Origin of the sequence: Aeromonas sp. Y311-2 (genome assembly GCF_027706025.1) — a bacterium.
GTDB classification, from domain to species: Bacteria; Pseudomonadota; Gammaproteobacteria; order Enterobacterales; family Aeromonadaceae; genus Aeromonas; species Aeromonas veronii.
Genome location: NZ_JAPDCL010000031.1, coordinates 1 through 22,695, shown reverse-complemented (window position 1 = coordinate 22,695; position 22,695 = coordinate 1). Strand labels below are relative to the sequence as shown.

Sequence of the window (22,695 nt, the reverse complement as noted above, 5' to 3'; positions counted from 1 at the left end):
CGCATCTTCCATTGCCAGGAGCTGACCATGGAATTTTTCAACTTTCTGATGTTTGACGTGCTGTCCGAGCCCGCCGTGCTGGTCGGCCTGATCGCGCTTATCGGCCTGATTGCCCAGAAGAAACCGGTGACCGAGTGCATCAAGGGGACGGTCAAGACCATCATGGGTTTCGTCATTCTGGGGGCCGGTGCCACCCTGGTGATCAACTCGCTGGGTGACTTTGCCGTCATCTTCCAGCACGCCTTCGGCATCAAGGGGGTCGTCCCCAACAACGAGGCCATCGTCTCCATCGCCCAGACCTCGTTTGGCAAGGAGATGGCGATGATCATGTTCTTCGCCATGCTGGTGAACATCCTGATCGCCCGTCTGACCCCGTGGAAATTTATCTTCCTGACCGGTCACCACACCCTGTTCATGTCGATGATGGTGGCCGTAATCCTCTCCGCCGGTGGCATGAGCGGCGTGCCGCTGATCGCGGTGGGCAGTCTGGTGGTCGGTGTCGCCATGGTCTTCTTCCCGGCCATCGCCCACCCCTTCATGAAGCAGATCACCGGCTCCGATGACGTGGCGCTGGGCCACTTCTCCACCTGCTCCTACGTGCTCTCCGCCCTGATCGGCGCCAAGTTCGGCAACAAGGCCCACAGCTGCGAAGATGTACAGGTACCGAAGAGCCTGCTGTTCCTGCGCGATACCCCGGTGGCCATCTCCTTCACCATGGGCATCATCTTCCTGGTGACCTCCGCCTTCGCCGGCCCCGAGTTTGTCTCCAGCGTCGCCAAGGGCAAGCACTGGTTCATGTTCTCCCTGATGCAGTCCATCACCTTCGCCGCCGGTGTCTACGTCATCCTACAGGGTGTGCGGATGGTCATCGCCGAGATCGTACCGGCCTTCAAGGGGATCTCCGACAAGCTGGTGCCGAACGCCAAGCCGGCTCTCGACTGCCCCATCGTCTTCCCCTACGCCCCCAACGCCGTACTGATCGGCTTCCTGTCGAGCTTTGCCGCCGGTCTGGTGGGGATGGCGCTGCTCTACGCCATGGGCCTTACCGTCATCATCCCGGGCGTGGTACCGCACTTCTTCGTCGGCGCCGCTGCCGGGGTCTTCGGCAACGCCACCGGTGGTCGTCGCGGCGCCATTTTGGGTGCCTTCGCCAACGGCCTGCTGCTGCTCACCATTCTGCCGGTGTTCCTGCTGCCGGTGCTGGGCGACCTCGGCTTCGCCAACACCACCTTCAGCGACTCCGACTTCGGTGTGGTCGGCATCCTGCTGGGGCTGATCGTTCGCTAATTCCGATCACCGCCAAAAACAAAACGGAGCGCATCGCGCTCCGTTTTTTTATGGTCGGCCATCGATGATGGATAGCGGGCTGTATGAAAGACTGAAACTCAGTCGTTCTCCAGCGCAGTGAGGCAGTGCGAGAGGGTACGCGCCAGCGCTCCCTGATTGCGCAGCACCACGGCGCGGGCCTGCTCGCCCATCTCGCGGCGGGTGCTCTCGTCGGCAAACAGCTGGCTCACCTGCTCGCCCAGCTCGGCGGCATCGGCCACGATGGCGGCCCCCCCCTGAGCCACCAGCTGGCGGGTGATGTCGCTGAAGTTGAAGTAGGCGGGGCCGGTCAGGCAGGGCTTGCCGAGCGCCGCCGGCTCCAGCAGGTTATGACCGCCGATTTTCACCAGACTGCCGCCGACGAAGGCCACATCGGCCGCCGCCAGCATCAGTGGCAGCTCGCCCATGGTATCGCCGAGATAGACCTTATCCTGTGCACCAACCGCAGCATGACTGGTGCGCCGCACGCAGCCGTAAGGGGCACACTGCTCGGCCACCCGGTCGAACCGCTCGGGGTGACGCGGCACCAGAATGAGCAGCGCATCGGGATGGCGTTTGAGCAGCAGATCGAAGGCGGCCAGCACCTGCTCGTCCTCACCTTGATGGGTGCTGGCGGCGATCCAGACCGGCCGCTCGGCGCCCAGCTGCTGGCGCAGGGCGCGACCTTTGGCCTGCACCTCGTCACCAAACTGGATGTCGAACTTGATGGAGCCGGTCACCGCCAGCCGCGAACGATCGATGCCGAGACGGGCGAAGCGGTCGGCATCATCCTGATGCTGGCAAAGCAGATGGGTCAGCGGTCGGCTCAGGGCGTCGAAGGCGCCGTGGAAGCGGGCATAACGCTGGCAGGATCGCTCGGAGAGGCGGGCGTTGATGATGGTCACCGGCAAATGGCGCGCCTCACAGGCGGCCAGCCAGTTCGGCCACAGCTCGGTCTCCATCACCCAGAGCGCGCGCGGCTTGAAGGTGTCGAGAAATGCCGCAATGGCCCAGGGATAGTCGAGCGGTGCATAGCGATGGATCACCAGCTCCCCCAGCTTGGCAGCCTGATCGGCGCCGGTGCGGGTGGTGGTGGTGAGCAGGATCGGCAAATCGGGCCGCTCCGCCTTGAGGGCGCGAATAAGCGGCGTGATGGCCAGCGTCTCCCCCACGCTCACCGCATGGATCCAGAGCGGCGCCTCCTGTCCGGTGGCGGGCAGCCGCCCGAGATGCTCGGCCCAGCGCTCGCCAAAGCCGGGCTTGCCCTTCTTCGGCTTGTAAAGCGCCAGCAGCGCCAGCGGCAATCCCAGATGGATCAGCAGGTTGTAGAGCAGACGGTAGGGCATCTTACTGACTCTGCTCCAGCTTCTTGCAGGCATCGACCACCTGCTCCGGCGCCAGATCGATCAAGCACTTGAGATGGCCGAACTTGCAGGTGCGCTTGAAGCAGGGGCGACACTCGATGTCGGTGTGGACGATCTCGACCCGATCCGCCAGCGGCGGGGTGTAGAGCGGCGAGGTGGAGCCATAGACGCCCACCAGTGGCCGGTTGAGGGCAGCGGCGATGTGCATCAGGCCGGAGTCGTTGGAGATGACCCGGCTGGCCAACGCCATCAGATCGATCGCCTCGTGCAGGCTGGTCTTGCCCGCCAGCACGTGGCAGTTGGGGCGAGTCAGCAGATTGACCCGATCCCGGATGGTATTGGCCACCGGGACATCCTTGTTGGAACCGAAGATCCACACCTGCCACCCCTCGTCCAGATGCTGTTGGGCCACCACGGCGTAGTGCCCCTCCGGCCAGCGCTTGGCCGGGCCGAACTCGGCGCCGGGACAGAGCACCAGCACCGGGCGGGCGCGATCCAGCCCCAGCCGCTCCAGCGCCTTGCTCTGGTTGATCAGATCGACGTGGAGCGCCGGATGCGGAATGGTCGGAATATCGGCCCGGCTCTTCATCTGCGCTTTGGGATAGGCGAGCGCCAGATAGCCCTCCACCATCAGCGGGAAGGCGGACTTGTTGCTGCGCAGGTCGTTGAGCAGGCCGTAGCGGCTCTCGCCCTTCCAGCCGGTACGCACCGGAATGCGGGCAAACCAGGGGATCAGCGCCGACTTCATGGAGTTGGGTTGGACGATAGCCTGATCGTACTTCTCCGCCGCCAGCTGCTTGCCGAGGCGGCGGCGCGCCACCAGTTTGAAGTCACCGTGGCCGAGGGGCATGGTGATCGCCTTGTCCACCTCCGGCATCCGCTCCAGCAGGGCGCAGCACCAGGCCGGGGCCATCACGTGCAGCTCGCACTCCGGATGGTTGGCCTTGATCGCCTTGTAGAGGCTCTGGGACATCACCATATCGCCGACCCAGGAGGGGCCGATCACCAATATTTTCATTACGCGTCTTCTCTCGGGACTGGCCCGGCTGTTAATCAACACTGGGCAAGATTATGCCCCAAGAATGACTGGATAAATAACAGAAGATCCTTGGCAGACGCTGCCGTCACCCCATTTTTCCAGCGCTGCCCCGCCTCCAACCGGACGAGACGAGACAGGCAAACAGCTGATAGAAACGGGCAATGGCGGCTCTCTCTTTGACCCGTTTTTCCGTTAGAATGGCCCATCAATACGCATTCGACCCGCCAGCCGGGCAATAACCGTGAGCCCCATTTCGTGAAAAAACCGACTCTGGCTGCCGTTCTGATCGTCAAGAATGAAGCCGACAACCTGCGCAAGTGCCTCGCCTCCCTCGATGGACTGGTGGACGAGATCGTCATTCTGGACTCCGGCAGCCAGGACGAGACCCCGGCCATTGCCGCCGAATTTGGGGCCCGCTTCTTCGTCAACGCCAAGTGGCCCGGCTTTGGCAAACAGCGCCGACTGGCCCAGTCCCACGTGCAATCCGACTGGGTGCTGTGGCTGGATGCCGACGAGCGGCTCACCCCCGAGCTGAAAACCGCCATAGCCAACGTGATGACCAATCCGGCCAGCGATACCATCTACTCGATCCCGCGCCTCTCCTGGGTGTTTGGCCGCTTTATCCGCCACAGTGGCTGGTATCCGGATCGGGTGCTGCGCCTCTATCCCAAGGCGCTCACCAGCTACAACGAGGCGCTGGTTCACGAAAAGGTAGAAGTACGGGCCAACATGAAGATCGTCAATATTCATGGCGACCTGCTCCACTTCACCTATCGGGATCTGGAGCACTATCTGGTCAAATCGGCCGGTTATGCCCGCGCCTGGGCCGATCAGCGCACCGCTCGCGGCAAGAAGGGCTCCCTCAGTCAGGGGCTGATCCATGCTGTTGGCTGCTTCCTCAAGATGTACCTGCTCAAAGCGGGCTTCCTCGATGGCAAGCAGGGGCTGCTGCTGGCGATCCTCTCCGCCCACTCTACCTTCGTCAAATACGCCGACCTCTGGGTGCGCCAGCAACCGCAGCAGCCGGAATAACCGTCATACGAAACAGGGCCCCGAGGGGCCCTGTTTGCATTGCTGCATACGTTATTTGCGCCAGAAAGGCGCCGCCCAGCGGGCCATCACCGGCACCATGGTCTTGGGATCGAGTTGACTCATATCCTCAGGATGGTCGCTATCCTCCGGCGGGCTGAAGGCGAGGTGACGCCCTTCGCTGTTGAGGGGCTTCCAGCGCAGCGGAGTAGCGGAGCGGCGCATCGGGAAGAAGCCGATGGTCGGCACATCGAGCGCGCCAGCGATATGGAGCGGGCCAGTACTGCCAGCGATAAACAGGGCTGCGTTGGCCAGCACCTGACAGAACATCGGCAGACCATCGCTGGAGCGGTAGATCCAGCCGTTGCCACCGTGGGCCAGCAACTCGGCCGCCAGCTGTTCGGCCATCTTCTCCTCGCCCGGGCCTGCGGTCAGCACGCACTGCAGCTCGGGGCAGGCCTGATTGAGCTTGATGATGATGCGGGCATACTGCTCGATGGAGAGGTTGTTGGCAGACCCACCGCTACCGGCATGCACCATCAGCCAGGGGCGGCTGGCATCGAGCTTGAGCTTTAGTGCCAGCTGTTCGCGCACCTGTAGCAGGGTCTCGTCATCGAAGTGCAGGAAGGGGGTCTTGGGCTCCACCACGGCCACCTGCTGATCGGCCAGGAAGCGGCGGATCAGCTCCAGGTTGTACTCGGACTCCGGCTTTTGGGAGCGGGAGCGGCGCTGTACCAGTCGCTGGTTGTAGAGCACCTGCGCCAGCTTGGTCGCCGGGGCCAGCCGGTAAGGGATGTGTGCCTTCCACACCAGCATGGCGTTGCGGGAGTTGGAGAAGAGGCAGATGGACGCGTCGAACGCCGCCGCCTTGATCCGCGCCAGCAGCGCTCGCTGTTGCTCCTTGTCGGCCCGCACGCCCGGATCGATGATCACCTCGTCAATCCAGGGGCAGAGCCGGGCCAGCGGCGCCGTGTAGGCCGGAACCAGGGCAGTCACATGACACTCCATGGAGCCTTTGAGCATGGCGAAGCTAGGCCACGCCAGCATGAAGTCACCAATCTTGTCATTGCGAACGACCAGAATACGTTTCATAAAAAATCCCTTTGCTCCCTGTCACCAATGCAAGGAGGCTTGATGCGCGATGGCGTATTCTTGCCTGATGCACTGCTATTCTCAAGCGACGACCTTATAATGCGACCAAATTTCCAGGTTGCAGGACCGCAAAGATGACTACCAGGGTAATTTATCCCGGGACTTTTGATCCCGTTACCAATGGCCACGCCGATCTCATCGGCCGGGCCGCCAAGCTGTTTGACGAGGTGGTGGTCGGGGTCGCCAACAGCCCGAGCAAGCGCCCGCTGTTCGATCTGGCAGAACGTGTCCAGCTTGTCCAGCAAGTGACCAGCACGCTTCCCAACGTCAAGGTGGTGGGCTTCTCCGGCCTGCTGGTCGATTTCGCCAAAGAGCATCAGGCCAACGTGCTTATCCGCGGCCTGCGCGCCGTCTCCGACTTCGAGTACGAGTTTCAGCTGGCCAATATGAACCGCCGCCTGATGCCGGAGCTGGAGAGCGTCTTCCTCACCCCGGCGGAGGAGAACTCCTTTATCTCCTCCACTCTGGTGAAAGAGGTGGCGCTGCACGGTGGCGACATTCGTCAGTTTGTCGATCCCGTGGTGGCCCAGGCCATCGCAGCCAAACAGCAACAGCGCTAATCCCTCCCCTGATTGGCAGAAACGAACAAGGGCTACCCACGGGTAGCCCTTGTTGTTTCTCTCTCGCAATGAAGAGGTCAGCCTGCTTGCCGGTTACTGACGGGCAAACCGCTCATTCATCTCCTTCACCAGCAGATCGAGCCACTCGTAGCGGCGCCGATACATGGCCCGCTTCTTGGAGGCGATCTCCTCCAGCGGCTTGCGCGGCTGGGCTTGCAGGGCGACGAAGTTGGCATCCACATCCCGGGCGTCGAACTCCTGCCACAGCTCGTCATAATCGGCCTGCAAATTGGCTTTCTGCTTGCTGCTGTAGCGCTTGGCCTGAAACACGTGGGCCCGCTTACGCACCGCCAGCACCTCTGCCGCCCCCATGGCCTGCGCCAGTTGCAGCACCAGCTGCACCAGCAGAGATTTGGGCCGCAGGCCGTGTCCCTCTTTGGTCAGCTCGCGCACCCGATCCTGGGCATTGTCGACCGCAGGCTCCGGCCCCTGCATGGAACCGATCATCAGAATCAAACGATCCACGCTGCCCGCCAGCGAAAAGGCGCAGCTGTAGAGGCGCTGCCCCTCCCCGTTGACGATGGAGAGCGCCAGCTCGGCCTCGCGGCGGAAGGTGCCATCGTGGCGCAGCAGAATGCGGCAGCCGCTCTGGGGATAGTATCCCAGCGCGATCCCCTCGCCCAGATAGAGCGGGTCGATCAGCTGCGGGTAGCACTCCAGCAGCAACCGATAGTGATTTTCCAGCATCTCGGCCCGCTCACGGGCGCTGGCACAGGCGAAGCGATAGGGTCGCATCGGCTTGTCGAGCAGCTCGGGATAGACCGCTGGAAGTGCCTTGAGCGAGTCGCACTGAAACAGGCTGAAGACCCGGCTCAGCGACTTGCGATAGAGCAGGCTGCGCAGCACGAACTTGCCGCGATTGAAGGTTTTCCGGTCACACCCCTCGGGGTAGAGGAAGCGGGCCATGGATTTTGCGCAATAGCGCTCCTGCCGGGATAAATATTCCCAGTCTATTGATTTAACTGTCATTTTTATATTCTCAAACCGCCTGAACGGTCGGGATACTAGTGACAGCTGTGCAAATCTTCAACAGAGTGGAAATACGCTGTTACAACTTCCCCCGGATCGGGGCAAAAAGTGCGCTCAGCGCTGGCAATGACTGCAAAAAACCGTGGTGCGTTGGCCCATTCTTGTCTCGGTCAGCAGGGTGTGACAGTGGAAACAGGGCTGACCGCCACGGCCATAAACCTGCAACTGCTGCACGAAATAGCCCGGCTTGCCGTCGGCACTGGTGAAATCCTTGAGAGTGGTGCCGCCCTGGCGAATCGCCTCGGCCAACACCCGCTTGATCTCGGCCACCAGGGTTCCCAACCGCTCGGCGCTGATATTGCCCGCCGCCCGTTTGGGGTGAATGCCGGCAGCATAGAGCGCCTCGTTGGCGTAGATGTTGCCCACCCCGACCACCACCTGATTGTCCATCAGGAACTGCTTGATGGCAGTGCTGCGCCCCTTGGCGCGCCCCTGCAGGTAATCAGCACTGAAGGCATCGGTGAGCGGCTCTGGCCCCAGCTTGGCGAGCAGCGCGTGGGCTTCGGCCGGTTCGCGAGTCCAAAGCAGGGCGCCGAAGCGGCGCGGATCGTTGAGCCGCAGCAGCTTGCCATTCTCCAGCTCGATATCCACGTGGTCGTGCTTCTCGGCTGGCGTGCCGATATCCAGCACCCGCAGGCTGCCGGACATCCCCAGATGAAGGATGGCGGTGCCGAAATCGGTCTCCAGCAGCAGGTATTTGGCACGGCGACGCACCCGATGGATGGTGAGGTCCACCAGCTCCTGAATCTCACCGGGGATCGGCCAGCGCAGGCGGCCATCCCGCACCACCACGCGCGTCACCTTGATACCGGTGAGCCAGGGGGAGATCCCCTGACGACTGACTTCAACTTCTGGCAATTCGGGCATGGGCACCTCGCAAGGAAAAGGAACTCAGGGAGCAGGACGCAGCAGATCGCGATACTGTTCGGCAGTGAGGGCGAGCCAGAGACCGGAGGGCAGCTGGGCGCCATATTGGCCGCTGTTCTGATAGAGGCCGATCTCGACCGGATCGCTCTGGCCGGCAATCCACACCTTGATGGCCACCGGGGTGCCGCGCACCACCTCGCCGGGGGGCAGCAACCAGCTCTGCCAGCGCGCCAGCCGGGCATCCAGCTGAGCCGTGTCGAGTCCCAGATCCGGCACGCTGCGCCAGCCCTGACCAATCCGCTCAATCTGCCAGCTCGGCCCCTGCCAGGTGAGCACCACGGCCGCATCCGACAGCAAGGGGCGAGCGCGCTTGGCGCTGTTCTCCTGCTGGGCAGTCTCCATACGATGCAACAGGGTGATCACGATCAGCACCACCACAATGATCACGTTATTCCAGCCTTTGCGGCTCAATTTGAACATGGCAAGCCTCCCTTTGAACCGGCAGTGTACTGAATTCGGCGCATAAAAAAACCCGGCACGAAGCCGGGTTTTTGGGAATGCAGCATCAAGTAATTACTTGATTTTGCCTTCCTTGTAGATCACATGCTGACGAACAACGGGATCAAACTTTTTGATCTCCATTTTTTCGGGCATGGTGCGCTTGTTTTTGGTAGTGGTATAGAAGTGACCAGTACCGGCGCTGGAGTTCAGGCGAATTTTCTCGCGAATACCTTTAGCCATGATCTAATTCCTTATACCTTAACACCGCTGGCGCGCAGTTCAGCCAGAACCACTTCAACGCCACGCTTGTCGATGATACGCATGCCTTTTGCGGATACGCGCAGGCTTACGAAGCGTTTTTCACTCTCAACCCAGAAACGGTGAGTGTGCAGGTTCGGCAGGAAACGACGCTTGGTGGCGTTGTTAGCGTGCGAACGGTTGTTACCAACTGCCGGGCGCTTGCCGGTTACTTGGCATACTCTAGACATGTCAGTCTCTCCAAATCTTACTTCATTGCTCGAGCAAATATCTGCCCCGCTGGCCTTCGATTGCGGGGCAAACAGAAGGCGGCATTTTATACAGCATCCGTGATCAAAGATCAACTAATACGGTGCCAGAGCACAGTTATAGCCAACCGCGCTCGGCAAAAGAAACCGTGATGCCATCACCGATCACCAAGTGATCCAGCACTCTGATATCGATCAGGGCCAAAGCGGCCGTGATCCGATCCGTGATCTGGCGGTCGGCCCTACTGGGCTCGGCGACGCCGGACGGGTGATTATGCGCCAGAATCACCGCGGCTGCATTATGTTTGAGCGCGATCTGCACGATTTCTCTTGGCCAGACGCTAGCCGAGTCGATGGTGCCGAAAAAAAGCTCAACAAATTGAATGACTCTGTGCTGATTGTCGAGCAACAGCAGGGCAAACACCTCGCGTGGCCGATCCCGCAACTGGGCCTGCAGATAGTCGCGGGTCAGCTGGGGCGAGGTGAGGGCATCACCCCGTTGCAGCTGCTCGGCCAGATGGCGTCTGGCCATCTCCAGCACCGCCTGCAACTGGGCATATTTGGCCGGGCCAAGGCCGTGCGCCTCGCAGAATGCCCGTTGATCCGCGCCCAGCAAGCTGCGCAAAGAGCCGAATTGATTCAATAGATTACGTGAAAGATCCACTGCACTCAGGCCATTGACGCCGGTGCGCAGAAAGATGGCGAGCAGCTCGGCATCGGAGAGCGCCATGGGCCCCTGACGCAGCAGCTTCTCTCTGGGGCGTTCATCTTCCGGCCACTCTTTGATGCTCATTTGTCTCTCCCTCATCCCTGTTGAGAAAAAACATAGCAAAAAATTGCGCGCGCCCGACCACACCCCTTGATGCCAACCCCTGTCGTCATCCATTGCCTGTGGTATCTTAGCCGACCAGTCAGAATGAGCCGGATAGAGAAACAGCAGATGAGATTGGCCGATAAACGCATCCTGTTGGGTGTCAGTGGCGGGATCGCCGCCTACAAGAGTGCCGAGCTGGTACGCCGCCTGAAAGATCAGGGCGCCGAAGTGCGGGTGGTGATGACCCGCTCCGCCAAGGAGTTCATCACCCCGCTGACCCTGCAGGCGGTCTCCGGTCATCCGGTGGCCTACAGCCTGCTGGATCCCTCTGCCGAAGCGGGCATGGGCCATATCGAACTGGCCAAGTGGGCCGATTTGGTACTGATCGCCCCCGCCAGCGCCAACCTGATGGCGCGGATGGCAGCAGGCATGGCCGACGAACTGCTGACCACCCTCTGTCTGGCCACTCCGGCGCCCATCGCGCTGGCACCAGCAATGAACCAGCAGATGTATCTCAACGCCGCCACCCAGGCCAACCTCAAGACCCTGGCCAGCCGCGGCATTCTGCTGTGGGGGCCGGATGCTGGCAGCCAAGCCTGTGGCGATGTGGGCCCGGGGCGGATGCTGGACCCCCTCGAACTGGTGGATCGCTGCTGTCAGCAGCTGGCCGCCGAGCCCTTGCTGGCAGGCGTCAAGCTGCTGCTCACCGCAGGTCCAACCCGCGAGGCACTGGATCCGGTGCGCTACATCAGCAACCACAGCTCCGGCAAGATGGGCTACGCCATCGCCCGAGCTGCCCGTGAAGCGGGCGCCGAAGTGACGCTGGTGAGCGGCCCGGTGACGCTGGCTACACCTGCTGGAGTCACCCGCATCGATGTCGAGAGCGCCGAGCAGATGCATCAGGCGGTGATGAGCCGGGTCGGCAAGTGCGACCTCTTCATCGGCTGCGCGGCGGTAGCCGACTACCGCCCCGAACAGGTCGCCAGCCAGAAGATCAAGAAGACCGGCGACACCGACCAGATGGTGGTGAAGCTGGTGAAAAACCCCGACATCATCGCGGCCGTCGGTGCCCTTTCAGACAAACCCTTCACCGTCGGATTTGCCGCCGAAACCGTGGATGTGGAACAATACGCCCTCGACAAGTTGCAGCGTAAGCGGCTGGACATGATCGCCGCCAACGATGTGTCCCGCGAGGGGCAAGGCTTCAACGCCGATGACAACGCCCTGACCGTGTTCTGGCAAGGGGGCCAGGCCCCGCTGCCGCTGGCCGACAAGCTGACGCTGGCCCGTCACCTGATCGCCCTGATTGCGCGCCACTACCGGCACTGAGCGTCCCGAAAGAACAAGACTCACGGCGCCCCGCCTTGCCAAGAGGGGCGCCAATACAAGATCCAACTGAAAAAGCGATTCATGACTACACAAATTGAACTGAAGATTCTGGATGCCCGTATCGGTACCGAGTACCCGCTGCCCGCCTACGCCACACCGGGCTCTGCCGGCATGGATCTGCGCGCACTACTGGATGCGCCGCTGACTCTGGCTCCGGGTGATACCACCCTGGTGCCGACCGGTCTGGCCATCCACATCCAGGATCCGGGTCTGTGTGCCACCATTCTGCCCCGCTCCGGCCTCGGCCATAAGCACGGCATCGTGCTGGGCAACCTGGTCGGTCTGATCGATTCCGATTACCAGGGTCAGCTGATGGTCTCGGTCTGGAACCGCGGCAAGGATGAGTTCACCATGCAACCCGGCGAGCGCATCGCCCAGCTGGTGATCATGCCGGTAGTTCAGGCCAGCTTCCAACTGGTCGATGAGTTCAATCAGAGCGAACGGGGTGAAGGCGGTTTTGGTTCTTCTGGTCGCCAATAACAGACCACACCAGCCCGATGGGCGGTGCCTAATAATAGAATCAAGCCATTGTTTTTTTTAGGGGAATCCATGGCAAGCAGTAATCAGAAACAGAGTCGGCGCGATCAGATCCTGCAGGCGCTCGCCCATATGCTGGAAACCAGTCCGGGTCAGCGTATCACCACGGCCCGTCTGGCGGCCGAGGTCGGCGTCTCTGAAGCAGCCCTCTATCGACATTTTCCCAGCAAGGCGCGGATGTTCGAGGGGCTGATCGACTTTATCGAGGATTCCCTGCTGTCACGGGTCAATCTGATCATGGCGGAAGAGAAGGACACCATGGCGCGCTGCCACCATATCCTGCAGCTGCTGCTGGTGTTCGCCGAGCGCAATCCCGGCATTACCCGCATCCTCAATGGCGACGCCCTGCTGGGTGAGCACGATCGGCTGCGGGATCGCATCAGCATCCTGTTCGACAAGCTGGAGACCCAGATCAAACAGGTGCTGCGCGAGAAGCGGCTGCGCGAGGGTCAAGGCTTCCAGCTCGACGAGACCATGCTTGCCAATCTGCTGCTGGCCTACACCGAAGGCCGCATCAGCCAGTTCGTGCGCTCCGAGTTCAAGCTCAAGCCGACCGCCGGTTTTGAAGATCAGTGGCAATTTATCCGCAGCCAGCTGCTGCAGAGCTGATGTTTTTTTCGCGTCATTCAGCAAAAAGAAGGGAGGCTTTGGCCTCCCTTCTTTTTTGTGTCAGGTTTTTATGGCAGAAAAGAAGTACCAGATGCGACCCGTACTGTCGCGCTGCGGTGTTAGATTCATCCACCATAAACCTTTTAGAACCTGACAGGACATCCTATGGAACCCGAAATCATTACCGAAGCGCAGACCTGGCTGGTCAATAATCAGGGACTGCTGATCGAATACGGCGTCAATATCGCCGCCGCCCTGCTGACCCTGCTGGTCGGCTATATCGCCGCCAACCTCATCAGCGGTGGCGTGGTCAAGGTGATGCAGGCCCGCAAGCTGGACACCACCGTCACCCACTTCGTCGGCAGCATCCTCAAGTACGCCATTCTGGTGTTCGTGGTGATCGCCGCGCTGGGCCGTGTCGGGGTGCAGACCGCCTCCTTCGTCGCCATTATCGGTGCCGCCGGTCTGGCCATCGGTCTGGCGCTGCAAGGCTCGCTCTCCAACTTCGCTGCCGGCTTCCTGCTGATCATCTTCCGCCCCATCAAGGCGGGCGAGTTTATCGAAGTGGCGGGCACCGCGGGTGTCGTGCAGTCCGTTCAGCTCTTTACCACTACCCTCACCTCAGGTGACAACAAGATGGTGGTAGTCCCGAACTCCGCCATCCTCAACGGCACCATCGTCAACTACTCGCGCATGGATACCCGCCGCGTCGATATGACCTTTGGCATCGGCTACGGCTCTGACCTGCGCAAGGCCAAACAGATCCTCGAGCGTCTGGTAAGCGAAGAGCCGCGCATCCTGAAAGATCCGGCCGCTACCATCGCCGTTGCCGCGCTGGCCGACTCCTCGGTCAATATCGTGGTGCGCCCCTGGGTGAAAACCGCTGACTACTGGGGTGTCTGGTTCGACTTCCACGAGAAGGTGAAACTGACCTTTGATGCCGAAGGCATCGAAATTCCCTTCCCGCAGATGGTGATGCACATGCAAAAACCGCAGGCGTGATCGCGGTTCTGCTGCAACAGACAATGCCAGCCTTCGGGCTGGCATTGTCGTTTCTGGCCCCAGCCCATGGCCATGTCGGTGCATAACCACGCCAACCGGATGAAAACAATTTCAGGCTATCGGGGTGGCCCCAATCATGAGCAAGCGCAAGATCCGCCTTGCTTTCGTGACACATAATCCCAATGTTCTGGTTGTATGCTCCCGGCAGTGACCCATTGCAGTAAAAGACAATCGGTAAAAATCTGTTACACGGGCCGCCCGATCGGCTCGCTATAATGCTCGGATAATAAGGTTTGGCGGGACCTTGCCTGCAAGGTTCAAACACAACTTGGCATTTCAGGAATCCTATGAAAAATATCAATCCAACCCAAACCCAGGCCTGGCAGGCACTGGAAGCCCACTTTGCAGCAAACAAAGAGACTCGACTCAAGGATCTGTTCGCGCAGGACCCGAAGCGCTTTGACAAGTTTTCCCTTACCTTCGGCGGCGACATCCTGGTTGATTACTCGAAGAACCTGATCACCGAAGAAACCCTCAAGTTGCTGGTTGATCTGGCCAAAGAGACCGATCTTCGCAGCGCGATCGATGCCATGTTCAATGGCGACAAGATCAACATGACCGAAGGGCGCTCCGTACTGCACGTGGCCCTGCGCAACCGCTCCGACCGCCCCATCGAGTGCGACGGCAAGGATGTTATGCCGGAAGTGAATGCCGTACTGGCCAAGATGAAGGGCTTCTGCGAGAAGATCATCTCCGGCGAGTGGAAAGGCTACACCGGCAAAGCGATCCAGCACGTGGTCAACATCGGTATCGGTGGCTCCGATCTCGGCCCGGTAATGATCACCGAGGCACTGCGTCCCTACAAAAACCACCTGCAGATGCACTTCGTCTCCAACGTCGATGGCACTCACATCGCCGAGACCCTGAAGAAGATCGATCCGGAAACCACCCTGTTCCTGGTGGCCTCCAAGACCTTCACTACCCAGGAGACCATGACCAACGCCCTTACCGCTCGCGACTGGTTCATCAAGATCGCCGGTGACAAGGCCCACGTTGCCAAGCACTTCGCGGCCCTCTCCACCAACGGCAAGGCCGTGGCCGAGTTCGGCATCGACACCAACAACATGTTCGAGTTCTGGGACTGGGTTGGCGGCCGCTACTCCTCCTGGTCTGCCATCGGCATGCCCATCGCCCTGTCTGTCGGTTTCGAGAACTTCGAAGCCCTGCTGCAAGGCGCTTTCGAGATGGACATGCACTTCGCCACTGCCTCCTATGAGCAGAACGTGCCGGTGCTGCTGGCGCTGATCGGCCTGTGGTACAACAACTTCTACGGTGCCGAGTCCGAAGCCATCCTGCCGTACGATCAGTACATGCACCGCTTCCCTGCCTACTTCCAGCAGGGCAACATGGAATCCAACGGCAAGTACGTGGATCGCAACGGCAAGCCGGTTGACTACCAGACTGGCCCCATCATCTGGGGTGAGCCGGGCACCAATGGCCAGCACGCCTTCTACCAGCTGATCCATCAAGGCACCAAGCTGATCCCCTGTGACTTCCTGGCGCCGGCCATCAGCCACAACCCGATCGGTGACCACCATCCGAAACTGCTGGCCAACTTCTTCGCCCAGACCGAGGCACTGGCCTTCGGCAAGAGCAAGGAAGAGGTTGAAGCCGAGTTCCTGGCTGCTGGCAAAACGCTGGAGCAGGTCAAGGATCTGGTGCCGTTCAAGGTGTTCGAAGGCAACCGCCCGACCAACTCCATCCTGTTCAAGAGCCTGACCCCGAAAACCCTGGGTGCCCTGATCGCCATGTACGAGCACAAGATCTTCGTACAGGGCGCAATCTGGAACATCTTCAGCTTCGACCAGTGGGGCGTGGAGCTGGGCAAACAGCTGGCCAACAAGATCCTGCCGGAGCTGGGCAACAACGAGGCTGTCACCAGCCACGACTGCTCCACCAACGGTCTGATCAACACCTGGAAAGCGTGGAAAGCCTGATTTATCGGGCCTTTCTGAATGCAAAAGCCCCGCTCGATGAGCGGGGCTTTTTTATGACTGTCAGGCTGATTTTTCTGGCTGGCCGAGCGGGTGTCCAGTCCGACCGGCGACGGGGATCGTCATCCCCGCCCCTTCATCATCCAGCTCGATGCAGGCTTAACCGCCAACAGCGATGCGTTTCATATCCTTCATGTAGCCGCGCAGTACCTGACCGATTTTTTCGATCGGGTGGTTGCGAGTCGCTTCGTTGGCCGCCAGCAGCGCCAGGTTATCCACGCTCTGCCCTTCCGCCTTGCTGGCACCCAGATCGCCCGCTTTCAGGGTCGGCATGAAGTGCTCGCGCAGCAACGGCACAGCGGCGTTGGCGAACAGGTAGTTACCGTACTCAGCGGTGTCGGAAATAACCACATTCATCTCGTACAGGCGCTTGCGGGCAACGGTGTTGGCGATCAGCGGCAGCTCGTGCAGGGATTCGTAGTAGGCAGATTCCTCGTAGATACCGGAAGCCACCATGGTCTCGAACGCCAGCTCGACACCCGCCTTGACCATGGCCACCATCACAACGCCATTGTCGAAGTACTCCTGCTCGGCAATCTTGCCAGCGAACGCCGGGGCGTTTTCGAAGGCGGACTTGCCGGTCTCTTCGCGCCAGCCGAACAGCTTGGCATCGTCTTCGGCCCAGTCGGCCATCATGCCGCGGGAAAACTCACCGGCAATGATGTCGTCCATGTGCTTCTCGAACAGCGGGCGCATCAGGGTCTTGAGCTGCTCGGAGAGCTCGAAGGCGCGCAGCTTGGCCGAGTTGGAGAGGCGGTCCATCATCAGGCTGATGCCACCCTGCTTCAGGGCTTCGGTGATGGTCTCCCAGCCGAACTGGATCAGCTTGCCGGCGTAGGCCGGGTCTGTCCCTTCGGCAACCAGCTTGTCGTAGCAGAGCAGGGAACCGGCCTGCAGCATGCCGCAGAGGATGGTCTGCTCGCCCATCAGATCGGATTTCACTTCCGCCACGAAGGAGGATTCCAGCACCCCGGCACGGTCGCCGCCGGTGGCAGAGGCCCACGCCTTGGCGATGGCCATGCCTTCGCCTTTCGGGTCATTTTCAGGGTGAACGGCGATCAGGGTCGGCACACCAAAGCCACGCTTGTACTCTTCACGCACTTCGGTCCCCGGGCACTTGGGCGCAACCATCACGACGGTGATGTCGGAGCGGATCTGTTGACCCTCTTCCACCACGTTGAAGCCGTGGGAGTAGCCCAGCGCGGCGCCCTGCTTCATCAGCGGCATCACAGTTTTCACTACGTCGGAGTGCTGTTTGTCCGGAGTCAGGTTGAGCACCAGATCGGCGGTCGGGATCAGCTCTTCATAGGTGCCGACCGCGAAGCCGTTGTCGGTAGCCTTCTGCCAGGAGGCGCGCTTCTCGGTGATGGCGGCCTTGCGCAGGGCGTAGGAGATATCCAGCCCGGAGTCGCGCATGTTCAGACCCTGGTTCAGACCCTGGGCACCACAGCCCACAATCACCACCTTCTTGCCCTTCAGCACGTTGCAGCCGTCCGCGAACTCTTCGCGCTGCATGAAACGACACTTGCCCAGTTGGGCCAACTGCTGACGCAGGTTCAAGGTGTTGAAATAGTTAGCCATGGTGATTGCTCCGTTCGATTGATTCCATGCCGGATAGCGGCGTTGTCTGAACCACTATAGCGCGGGACACTTATTGCCTGAACTGATATATTCGAAATAGTACGTTGCAATAACTGAAACGTTAACCCTTCATAATCGCCTGCTGAATGTACCGCGAGATGGCAGAAACAAGCCGCCAACCGCTGGATATCGGGCACACATGCCGCGCCAGGAGCTGAAAGATGGACCTTCGCAATCTCGAGCTGTTTCTCCACCTCGCCGACTCCCTCCACTTCGGCAAGAGCGCCGATGCCATGGCGGTCAGCCCCTCCACCCTGAGTCGCGCGATCCAGCGGCTGGAGCAGGAGACCGGCTGCATCCTGTTCGAGCGGGACAACCGCTCGGTGCGGCTTACCCCCGCCGGCGAGAAGCTGCGGGAGTTTGGCGGCGGCCTGTTGCAGGAGTGGCGTCAGCTCAAACAGGAGCTCAAACGCAGCGATGAACCGCTGCAGGGGCGGCTGCGGGTGTTCTGCTCGGTCACTGCCAGCTACTTTCTGCTGCCCGAGGTGCTGGAGCGCTTTCGCCGCCGCTACCCCCAGCTGGAGATCAAGCTGGAGACCGGCGACCCGGCGCTGGCGGTGGACAAAATCCTGGCCGACGAGGCCGATCTCGCCATCGCCGCTCGCCCCGATGCCCTGCCCGCCAAGCTGGAGTTCGCCAGCCTGCAGCTGGTGCCGCTGGTCTTTATTGCGCCGCGCAATGCCCCACAGCTGAACCAGTGGTTCCGCCAGGGGGAGCCGGATTGGGAGCAGCTGCCAGTCATCCTCTCCGAGCAGGGGCTGGCCCGCAAACGCAGCGATCAGTGGTTTCGCAACAAGGGGATAGCGCCCAACATCTATGCCGAAGTGGCGGGTAACGAGGGGATTGTCGCCATGGTGGCGCTCGGCTGTGGCGTAGGATTGGTACCTGCGGCGGTAATCGACCACAGCCCGCTCGGTGACAAGGTGCGGATCATCGACCTCAAGCCAGCCTTCAAGCCATTTGATGTGGGGATCGGGGTGCTCAAGAAGCGGCTGGAAGAACCGCTGATCCGCGCCTTCTGGGATACCGCGCAGAATCAGGGTTCACTGCGCTGATACCGGATTATAGATAAGGGCCGGATCGGCCATCATGATGCGCCTGGGCAGCGGCAAGTCGGGGTTGTGCAGCTCGAGGCGCACCCGCTCATCCAGTTTCAGCCGCCGAATGGTGCTGCCAAATCCCTCTTCAAAGACCCGGTCAAAAGCACCAGACTGCCGCGCCCGCAGCAGGCCAAGCTCGATACGCTGGGCCAGCTCCGGATATTTTGGCGAGACAAAGAAGAGCAACGCCAGCGGATAGCGAAACACCAGACGGGACTCGATGGCGAGATCCGGATGCTGCCTTAGCTCATCCTCGATCTCGATGACCGAACGCAGGAAGCAGTCAAAGCGCTTCTTGCGCAGCATGTTGAAGAGCGCCTCATAAAGATTGCCCACCGTCACCTTGAGGCCGTTAGCCCGCAGCAACTGGGTGTCTGGCCAGGATCTGTGCTGGCCGATGGAGAGCCCGGCGCGATGCCAGTCCGCCAACGATCCGATCTCGGCAAAACGCCCCTCATCCCCCTGCCGAACCAGACACACCCGCCATCCCAGCAGCCCCTTGGCCAGCGGAATGTGGATTGCCAGCAACTCCCGTTCTCGCTCACCATCGGGGGCAAAAACACCGACCTGAACCAGCTCGCCGCTGCGCAGCTCCTTCACCGCCCGCCCCTGCTCCATTTGCGGGCTGGAAACCAACTGGTAGGGGCCATATTCGGGCACGGTGAGATCGAGGGAGAGGCGCAGCAACTGGACGACGGCGGGGTTGGGGTGATCCAGCAGCAGATTCCAGGCGCGGATAGGCTGCTCGGTTGCCGATACGCCAACCGTCCACAGTGCCATGCACCACCACCAGACTCTGATCATCCTGCGCACCATCCGTGCCTCATGCTCCTCGCCATACTATAACGTCAGCCAGCACCTCAACGGCGCCCTCTCTGAAAGATGTGTGAGCGCTCTCGTGTCAAATCTCGTGTCAAAAGTGACAATAGGCAAACCCGGCAGGTCATCGCAGACTAGGCATTCATCAACAAACACCAAGGCGCAGGGAGGAGAGCCATGAAACAGCATCTGGTAGAGATCAAGGGTTCAACCCTGTTTGACGAGTATCTGCAAAGCATGGGGGTGCCCAGCACGGCGCTCGATCGGGAGCAGGATATCTATCTACAGGAACGCCACCTGGGAGCCATTCGCCGGGTGCAGGGCGAACTGCGCTTTTATCTGCGTGCCAATGCCCTCAACAAACGGTGATCAGGATCCGGTCACAGAACCCGTAGCAAAGGCGTATTAGACTGGTATCTTCCCCCTTTTGTCGGGAGTGCCCATGAAAGCAAGCGGTCTGGATCGGCTGTTCAAACCCCACTCAATCGCCGTGATCGGCGCCTCGACCGACCCGCTCAAGGCGGGCCATGTGATCGTGCGCCACCTGCTGGCGGGCCAGTTCAAAGGGCCCATCCTCCCGGTAACCCCGCGCAACAAGGCCATCGCCGGCGTGCTAGCCTATCCCGATATCGCCAGCCTGCCGCTGACCCCGGATCTCGCCATCATCTGCACCAGGCGGGAGCGGGTCTTGCCATTGCTGGAAGCGCTCGGCCAGAAGGGCGCAGGGGCGGCCATCATACTGGCCGCCGACTTTTCCCCCGAGGAGCGACTGGAGCTGAAACGGGTCTGCCAACAATACGGCATTCGCCTGCTCGGCCCCAACAGCATGGGAATGCTGCTGCCCGGCCAGGGGATCAACGCCAGCTTTTCACCCACTGCCGCCAAGCCGGGGCAGGTCGCCTTTCTGTCGCAATCCGCCGCCGTCAGCACCACCATTCTGGATTGGGCCAAGCAGCATGAGCTGGGCTTTTCCGCCTTTATCTCCCTTGGCGATCACTGCGACATCGACTTCGGCCAGCTGCTGGATCAGCTCTCCCGCGACAGCGTCACCCGCGCCATCTTGATCTACATGGACAAGTTGCACGACGCCCGCCACTTTCTCTCGGCTGCGCGGGCAGCCTCGCGCAACAAGCCGATCCTGGTGCTGAAAAGCGGGCGCCACGAACCGGCCCACGGTCTCGACAACGTCTATGATGCCGCCATCCGCCGCGCCGGCATGTTGCGGGTACGGGATACCCACGAACTGTTTGCCGCGGTAGAAACCTTGAGCCACTCCATGACCCTCAAGGGAGAGCGGCTCGCCATCATCTCCAACGGTCGCGGGCTGGCCAATATGGCGGTGGATGTGCTGCTGGAGCGGGGCGGCAAGCTGGCTCGCCCGCCGCTCGATATTGGCAGCGATGCTACCATCACCACCTATCAGGAGGCGCTGGACAACGTGTTGCAGGAAGATGGCATCGACGCCATCCTGATCATCCACGCACCCTCGCTCACGGCACCTAGCGCGCCGCTGGCCAGCCATCTTATTGCCCATCTGAAACAGCACCCCAGAGCGCGCCGTTTCAACATCCTCACCAACTGGGCGGGTGAATACTCGGCGCAGGAGGGGCGAAAACTCTTTACCGAGGCGGGTTTCCCGACCTACCGCACGCCGGAAAGCGCCATGGCCGCCTTCATGCACATGGTGGAATACCGCCGCAACCAGAAGCAGTTGATGGAGACACCGGCATCCCTGCATGGCAACCAGCTCAATGTCGATCTGTGCCAGCAGCTGATCCGCCAGGCGCAAGACCGCAAACAGCTGAGGCTGGATACCCATCTGGTGCACCCGATTTTGCAAGCCGCCGGTCTCTCGACCCTGCCCACCTGGATCGTCACCGACGCCATCGAGGCGACCCTCACCGCCGAGCAGATCGGCTATCCAGTAGCGGTAAAACTGCGCTCGCCCGATATCCTGCACAAGTCCGCCGTACACGGTGTGGTGCTCAATCTGCGCACCTCGGCCGAAGTAGCACAGGCTGCCGATGCCATTCTGGACAGGGTCAAACAGCATGATCCAGGCGCCCGCATCGAAGGCTTGCTGGTGCAGCGGATGGCTCGCCGCAGCGGCGGCCTGGAGTTACGGGTACGTATCCAGCAAGACGCCATCTTTGGCCCCGTCATCCTACTAGGCGAGTCGGGCGCCGAACCGCAGGAGATGGTCGCGGCGCTACCGCCGCTCAATCAGGCGCTGGCCCGTTACCAGATCATCGGCGCCCTCAAGAGCCGCAAGATCCGCGAACAGGCCACGCCGGAACGACTGGATATCGATGCCTTGGGCCAAGTGCTTTGCCAGCTCTCAGAGCTATTGCTCGCCTTTCCGGAGATTCAGGAGCTGGACCTGCACCCGCTACAAGCGTGCGGTGCCGAGATGGTGGTACTGGATGCCAGCCTCACACTGACTGACCCCGCCCTCCCGGCCAGCAACCGACTGGCTATCCGCCCCTATCCTACCGAACTGGAGGAGGGAGCCTGGCTTAAAGATCAGCGCCATATCCTGCTGCGCCCGATCCAGCCGGAAGATGAACCGGCTCACAAGCAGTTCGTGCTGCAGGTCTCCGATGAAGACAGGTACAAACGCTTCTTTGCCGATGTGGGCGAGCTGGGCCATGAAGAGCTGGCTCGCATGACCCAGATCGATTACGACCGGGAGATGGCCTTCGTGGCTGTGGGGCAAGATGGCGAGCTGCAGGATCAGATCCTCGGCGTGGTACGCGCCATTTCGAGCCCAGACCAGAGCGATGCCGAGTTTGCCATTCTGGTGCGATCGGACTTGAAAGGGGTGGGGCTCGGCAAATTGATGATGGAGAAGATCATCCGCTACGCCAAAGAGCAGGGGATTGGCCAGCTATCCGGCATGACCATGCCCAGCAATCGTGGCATGGTCAACCTCGCCAAACGGCTTGGCTTCAAGATCGATGTGCAAATGGAAGAGGGGGTGGTCAATATGGAACTTCCCTGCAACCAGCAGGCGGCAGAAGGCTGATTTGACCACCTGCAGGGTCGTTCAAATGGCAGTAAATAACTGATAAGGCTCGGATATAGCCAGAAAATGGTGAGCAGAACAGGCTTTTTAGTTCTCTTCCGGCAGGTAAAAGCCAAGTATTGGCTATTCAACACTCTAAAAGCACCATAGCCCAGTCGTCAGACTGGGCTACGTGTTGGCTCCGGTGTGCAAATCTGTGAGTCGCTGCGCAAAAATCGCCCATAGCAAAAAGGCCTTCCCAATCGGGAAGGCCTTCAAATTAGTGGCGGAGCGGACGGGACTCGAACCCGCGA

At 60.8% G+C, this 22,695-nt stretch carries 22 protein-coding genes; 11 read left to right on the top strand and 11 right to left on the bottom strand.

Going from position 1 to position 22,695, the window contains the following annotated elements:
* The first annotated feature begins 27 nt into the window (after positions 1 to 27).
* On the top strand, positions 28 to 1,287 hold the full coding sequence (locus OKC42_RS20680; RefSeq protein WP_042030406.1) for a PTS ascorbate transporter subunit IIC: 1,260 nt from the start codon (positions 28 to 30) through the stop codon (positions 1,285 to 1,287).
* A gap of 98 nt (positions 1,288 to 1,385) precedes the next feature.
* On the opposite strand, the gene waaA is transcribed toward OKC42_RS20680, so the two are convergent.
* Positions 1,386 to 2,651 carry a lipid IV(A) 3-deoxy-D-manno-octulosonic acid transferase gene (gene waaA, locus OKC42_RS20675; RefSeq protein WP_270820801.1) on the bottom strand — a complete coding sequence of 422 codons (1,266 nt, stop codon included), beginning with the start codon at positions 2,649 to 2,651 and terminating at the stop codon, positions 1,386 to 1,388.
* Between the two features lies 1 nt (position 2,652).
* Complete coding sequence (gene waaF, locus OKC42_RS20670; protein WP_005339516.1) at positions 2,653 to 3,687, bottom strand: lipopolysaccharide heptosyltransferase II; 1,035 nt, start codon at positions 3,685 to 3,687, stop codon at positions 2,653 to 2,655.
* A gap of 276 nt (positions 3,688 to 3,963) precedes the next feature.
* Between waaF and OKC42_RS20665 the strand changes: the two genes are divergently transcribed.
* Complete coding sequence (locus tag OKC42_RS20665) at positions 3,964 to 4,740, top strand: glycosyltransferase family 2 protein (RefSeq protein ID WP_127008528.1); 777 nt, start codon at positions 3,964 to 3,966, stop codon at positions 4,738 to 4,740.
* A gap of 51 nt (positions 4,741 to 4,791) precedes the next feature.
* Here OKC42_RS20665 and OKC42_RS20660 read toward each other — a convergent pair whose 3' ends face one another.
* Positions 4,792 to 5,829, bottom strand: a complete 1,038-nt coding sequence (locus tag OKC42_RS20660) for a glycosyltransferase family 9 protein (RefSeq protein ID WP_270820799.1) — start codon at positions 5,827 to 5,829, stop codon at positions 4,792 to 4,794.
* Positions 5,830 to 5,963: 134 nt separating this feature from the next.
* Here OKC42_RS20660 and coaD point away from each other — a divergent pair, with 134 nt between their 5' ends.
* Entirely contained in the window at positions 5,964 to 6,449 is a 486-nt protein-coding gene (gene coaD, locus OKC42_RS20655) for a pantetheine-phosphate adenylyltransferase (protein WP_111901322.1), read from the top strand.
* A gap of 93 nt (positions 6,450 to 6,542) precedes the next feature.
* On the opposite strand, the gene OKC42_RS20650 is transcribed toward coaD, so the two are convergent.
* From OKC42_RS20650 to radC, 6 genes are all read right to left on the bottom strand, one after another.
* A complete protein-coding gene (locus tag OKC42_RS20650; RefSeq protein WP_270820796.1) occupies positions 6,543 to 7,478 on the bottom strand; it encodes a VirK/YbjX family protein in 936 nt (311 codons plus the stop codon).
* Positions 7,479 to 7,592: 114 nt separating this feature from the next.
* A complete protein-coding gene (gene mutM / locus OKC42_RS20645; RefSeq protein ID WP_005357390.1) occupies positions 7,593 to 8,405 on the bottom strand; it encodes a bifunctional DNA-formamidopyrimidine glycosylase/DNA-(apurinic or apyrimidinic site) lyase in 813 nt (270 codons plus the stop codon).
* Between the two features lie 24 nt (positions 8,406 to 8,429).
* The gene (locus OKC42_RS20640; RefSeq protein ID WP_149153846.1) at positions 8,430 to 8,885 is read right to left on the bottom strand and encodes a hypothetical protein; all 456 of its coding nucleotides are present in this window, start codon (positions 8,883 to 8,885) and stop codon (positions 8,430 to 8,432) included.
* Positions 8,886 to 8,978: 93 nt separating this feature from the next.
* A complete protein-coding gene (rpmG, locus tag OKC42_RS20635) occupies positions 8,979 to 9,146 on the bottom strand; it encodes a 50S ribosomal protein L33 (RefSeq protein WP_005307500.1) in 168 nt (55 codons plus the stop codon).
* Between the two features lie 11 nt (positions 9,147 to 9,157).
* Positions 9,158 to 9,394, bottom strand: coding sequence for a 50S ribosomal protein L28 (gene rpmB, locus OKC42_RS20630; protein WP_005307492.1), 237 nt, complete (start codon positions 9,392 to 9,394; stop codon positions 9,158 to 9,160).
* A 136-nt stretch (positions 9,395 to 9,530) separates the two neighbouring features.
* On the bottom strand, positions 9,531 to 10,205 hold the full coding sequence (gene radC / locus OKC42_RS20625; protein WP_040069417.1) for a RadC family protein: 675 nt from the start codon (positions 10,203 to 10,205) through the stop codon (positions 9,531 to 9,533).
* A gap of 147 nt (positions 10,206 to 10,352) precedes the next feature.
* On the opposite strand from radC, the gene coaBC reads away from it, so the two are divergent.
* The 5 genes from coaBC (at position 10,353) to pgi (ending at position 15,760) form a co-directional block, all read left to right on the top strand.
* Complete coding sequence (coaBC, locus tag OKC42_RS20620) at positions 10,353 to 11,555, top strand: bifunctional phosphopantothenoylcysteine decarboxylase/phosphopantothenate--cysteine ligase CoaBC (RefSeq protein ID WP_270820794.1); 1,203 nt, start codon at positions 10,353 to 10,355, stop codon at positions 11,553 to 11,555.
* Positions 11,556 to 11,636: 81 nt separating this feature from the next.
* On the top strand, positions 11,637 to 12,095 hold the full coding sequence (gene dut, locus OKC42_RS20615) for a dUTP diphosphatase (RefSeq protein WP_005339498.1): 459 nt from the start codon (positions 11,637 to 11,639) through the stop codon (positions 12,093 to 12,095).
* Between the two features lie 69 nt (positions 12,096 to 12,164).
* Entirely contained in the window at positions 12,165 to 12,761 is a 597-nt protein-coding gene (gene slmA, locus OKC42_RS20610; RefSeq protein WP_005339495.1) for a nucleoid occlusion factor SlmA, read from the top strand.
* Positions 12,762 to 12,926: 165 nt separating this feature from the next.
* Positions 12,927 to 13,763 (top strand): mechanosensitive ion channel domain-containing protein, encoded by an 837-nt coding sequence (locus OKC42_RS20605; protein ID WP_005339493.1) that lies wholly within the window; start codon positions 12,927 to 12,929, stop codon positions 13,761 to 13,763.
* 347 nt (positions 13,764 to 14,110) lie between these two features.
* Positions 14,111 to 15,760 (top strand): glucose-6-phosphate isomerase, encoded by a 1,650-nt coding sequence (pgi, locus tag OKC42_RS20600; protein WP_005355982.1) that lies wholly within the window; start codon positions 14,111 to 14,113, stop codon positions 15,758 to 15,760.
* A gap of 156 nt (positions 15,761 to 15,916) precedes the next feature.
* On the opposite strand, the gene ilvC is transcribed toward pgi, so the two are convergent.
* On the bottom strand, positions 15,917 to 17,398 hold the full coding sequence (ilvC, locus tag OKC42_RS20595; RefSeq protein ID WP_270820793.1) for a ketol-acid reductoisomerase: 1,482 nt from the start codon (positions 17,396 to 17,398) through the stop codon (positions 15,917 to 15,919).
* A gap of 221 nt (positions 17,399 to 17,619) precedes the next feature.
* Here ilvC and ilvY point away from each other — a divergent pair, with 221 nt between their 5' ends.
* Positions 17,620 to 18,513 (top strand): HTH-type transcriptional activator IlvY, encoded by an 894-nt coding sequence (gene ilvY / locus OKC42_RS20590; RefSeq protein ID WP_005342097.1) that lies wholly within the window; start codon positions 17,620 to 17,622, stop codon positions 18,511 to 18,513.
* Here the strand turns inward: ilvY and OKC42_RS20585 are convergent.
* Positions 18,502 to 19,362 carry a hypothetical protein gene (locus OKC42_RS20585; protein ID WP_270820792.1) on the bottom strand — a complete coding sequence of 287 codons (861 nt, stop codon included), beginning with the start codon at positions 19,360 to 19,362 and terminating at the stop codon, positions 18,502 to 18,504. The genes ilvY and OKC42_RS20585 overlap by 12 nt on opposite strands.
* A gap of 192 nt (positions 19,363 to 19,554) precedes the next feature.
* Here OKC42_RS20585 and OKC42_RS20580 point away from each other — a divergent pair, with 192 nt between their 5' ends.
* Together OKC42_RS20580 and OKC42_RS20575 are read left to right on the top strand one after the other, a co-directional pair.
* Positions 19,555 to 19,746, top strand: a complete 192-nt coding sequence (locus OKC42_RS20580; protein WP_005339486.1) for a hypothetical protein — start codon at positions 19,555 to 19,557, stop codon at positions 19,744 to 19,746.
* Positions 19,747 to 19,819: 73 nt separating this feature from the next.
* The gene (locus tag OKC42_RS20575; RefSeq protein ID WP_270820791.1) at positions 19,820 to 22,402 is read left to right on the top strand and encodes a bifunctional acetate--CoA ligase family protein/GNAT family N-acetyltransferase; all 2,583 of its coding nucleotides are present in this window, start codon (positions 19,820 to 19,822) and stop codon (positions 22,400 to 22,402) included.
* Positions 22,403 to 22,695: the final 293 nt, after the last annotated feature.

Excerpts from the sequence above, each read along its gene's own strand:
- OKC42_RS20650 (WP_270820796.1), bottom strand. The coding sequence starts at position 7,478 with ATGACAGTTAAATCAATAGACTGGGAATATTTATCCCGGCAGGAGCGC.
- waaF (WP_005339516.1), bottom strand. The coding sequence starts at position 3,687 with ATGAAAATATTGGTGATCGGCCCCTCCTGGGTCGGCGATATGGTGATG.
- slmA (WP_005339495.1), top strand. The coding sequence starts at position 12,165 with ATGGCAAGCAGTAATCAGAAACAGAGTCGGCGCGATCAGATCCTGCAG.
- OKC42_RS20585 (WP_270820792.1), bottom strand. The coding sequence starts at position 19,362 with ATGATCAGAGTCTGGTGGTGGTGCATGGCACTGTGGACGGTTGGCGTA.
- waaA (WP_270820801.1), bottom strand. The coding sequence starts at position 2,651 with ATGCCCTACCGTCTGCTCTACAACCTGCTGATCCATCTGGGATTGCCG.
- OKC42_RS20640 (WP_149153846.1), bottom strand. The coding sequence starts at position 8,885 with ATGTTCAAATTGAGCCGCAAAGGCTGGAATAACGTGATCATTGTGGTG.
- ilvC (WP_270820793.1), bottom strand. The coding sequence starts at position 17,398 with ATGGCTAACTATTTCAACACCTTGAACCTGCGTCAGCAGTTGGCCCAA.
- ilvY (WP_005342097.1), top strand. The coding sequence starts at position 17,620 with ATGGACCTTCGCAATCTCGAGCTGTTTCTCCACCTCGCCGACTCCCTC.
- rpmB (WP_005307492.1), bottom strand. The coding sequence starts at position 9,394 with ATGTCTAGAGTATGCCAAGTAACCGGCAAGCGCCCGGCAGTTGGTAAC.
- pgi (WP_005355982.1), top strand. The coding sequence starts at position 14,111 with ATGAAAAATATCAATCCAACCCAAACCCAGGCCTGGCAGGCACTGGAA.
- mutM (WP_005357390.1), bottom strand. The coding sequence starts at position 8,405 with ATGCCCGAATTGCCAGAAGTTGAAGTCAGTCGTCAGGGGATCTCCCCC.
- OKC42_RS20575 (WP_270820791.1), top strand. The coding sequence starts at position 19,820 with ATGAAAGCAAGCGGTCTGGATCGGCTGTTCAAACCCCACTCAATCGCC.
- rpmG (WP_005307500.1), bottom strand. The coding sequence starts at position 9,146 with ATGGCTAAAGGTATTCGCGAGAAAATTCGCCTGAACTCCAGCGCCGGT.
- coaD (WP_111901322.1), top strand. The coding sequence starts at position 5,964 with ATGACTACCAGGGTAATTTATCCCGGGACTTTTGATCCCGTTACCAAT.
- coaBC (WP_270820794.1), top strand. The coding sequence starts at position 10,353 with ATGAGATTGGCCGATAAACGCATCCTGTTGGGTGTCAGTGGCGGGATC.
- radC (WP_040069417.1), bottom strand. The coding sequence starts at position 10,205 with ATGAGCATCAAAGAGTGGCCGGAAGATGAACGCCCCAGAGAGAAGCTG.
- OKC42_RS20680 (WP_042030406.1), top strand. The coding sequence starts at position 28 with ATGGAATTTTTCAACTTTCTGATGTTTGACGTGCTGTCCGAGCCCGCC.
- dut (WP_005339498.1), top strand. The coding sequence starts at position 11,637 with ATGACTACACAAATTGAACTGAAGATTCTGGATGCCCGTATCGGTACC.
- OKC42_RS20660 (WP_270820799.1), bottom strand. The coding sequence starts at position 5,829 with ATGAAACGTATTCTGGTCGTTCGCAATGACAAGATTGGTGACTTCATG.
- OKC42_RS20580 (WP_005339486.1), top strand. The coding sequence starts at position 19,555 with ATGAAACAGCATCTGGTAGAGATCAAGGGTTCAACCCTGTTTGACGAG.
- OKC42_RS20605 (WP_005339493.1), top strand. The coding sequence starts at position 12,927 with ATGGAACCCGAAATCATTACCGAAGCGCAGACCTGGCTGGTCAATAAT.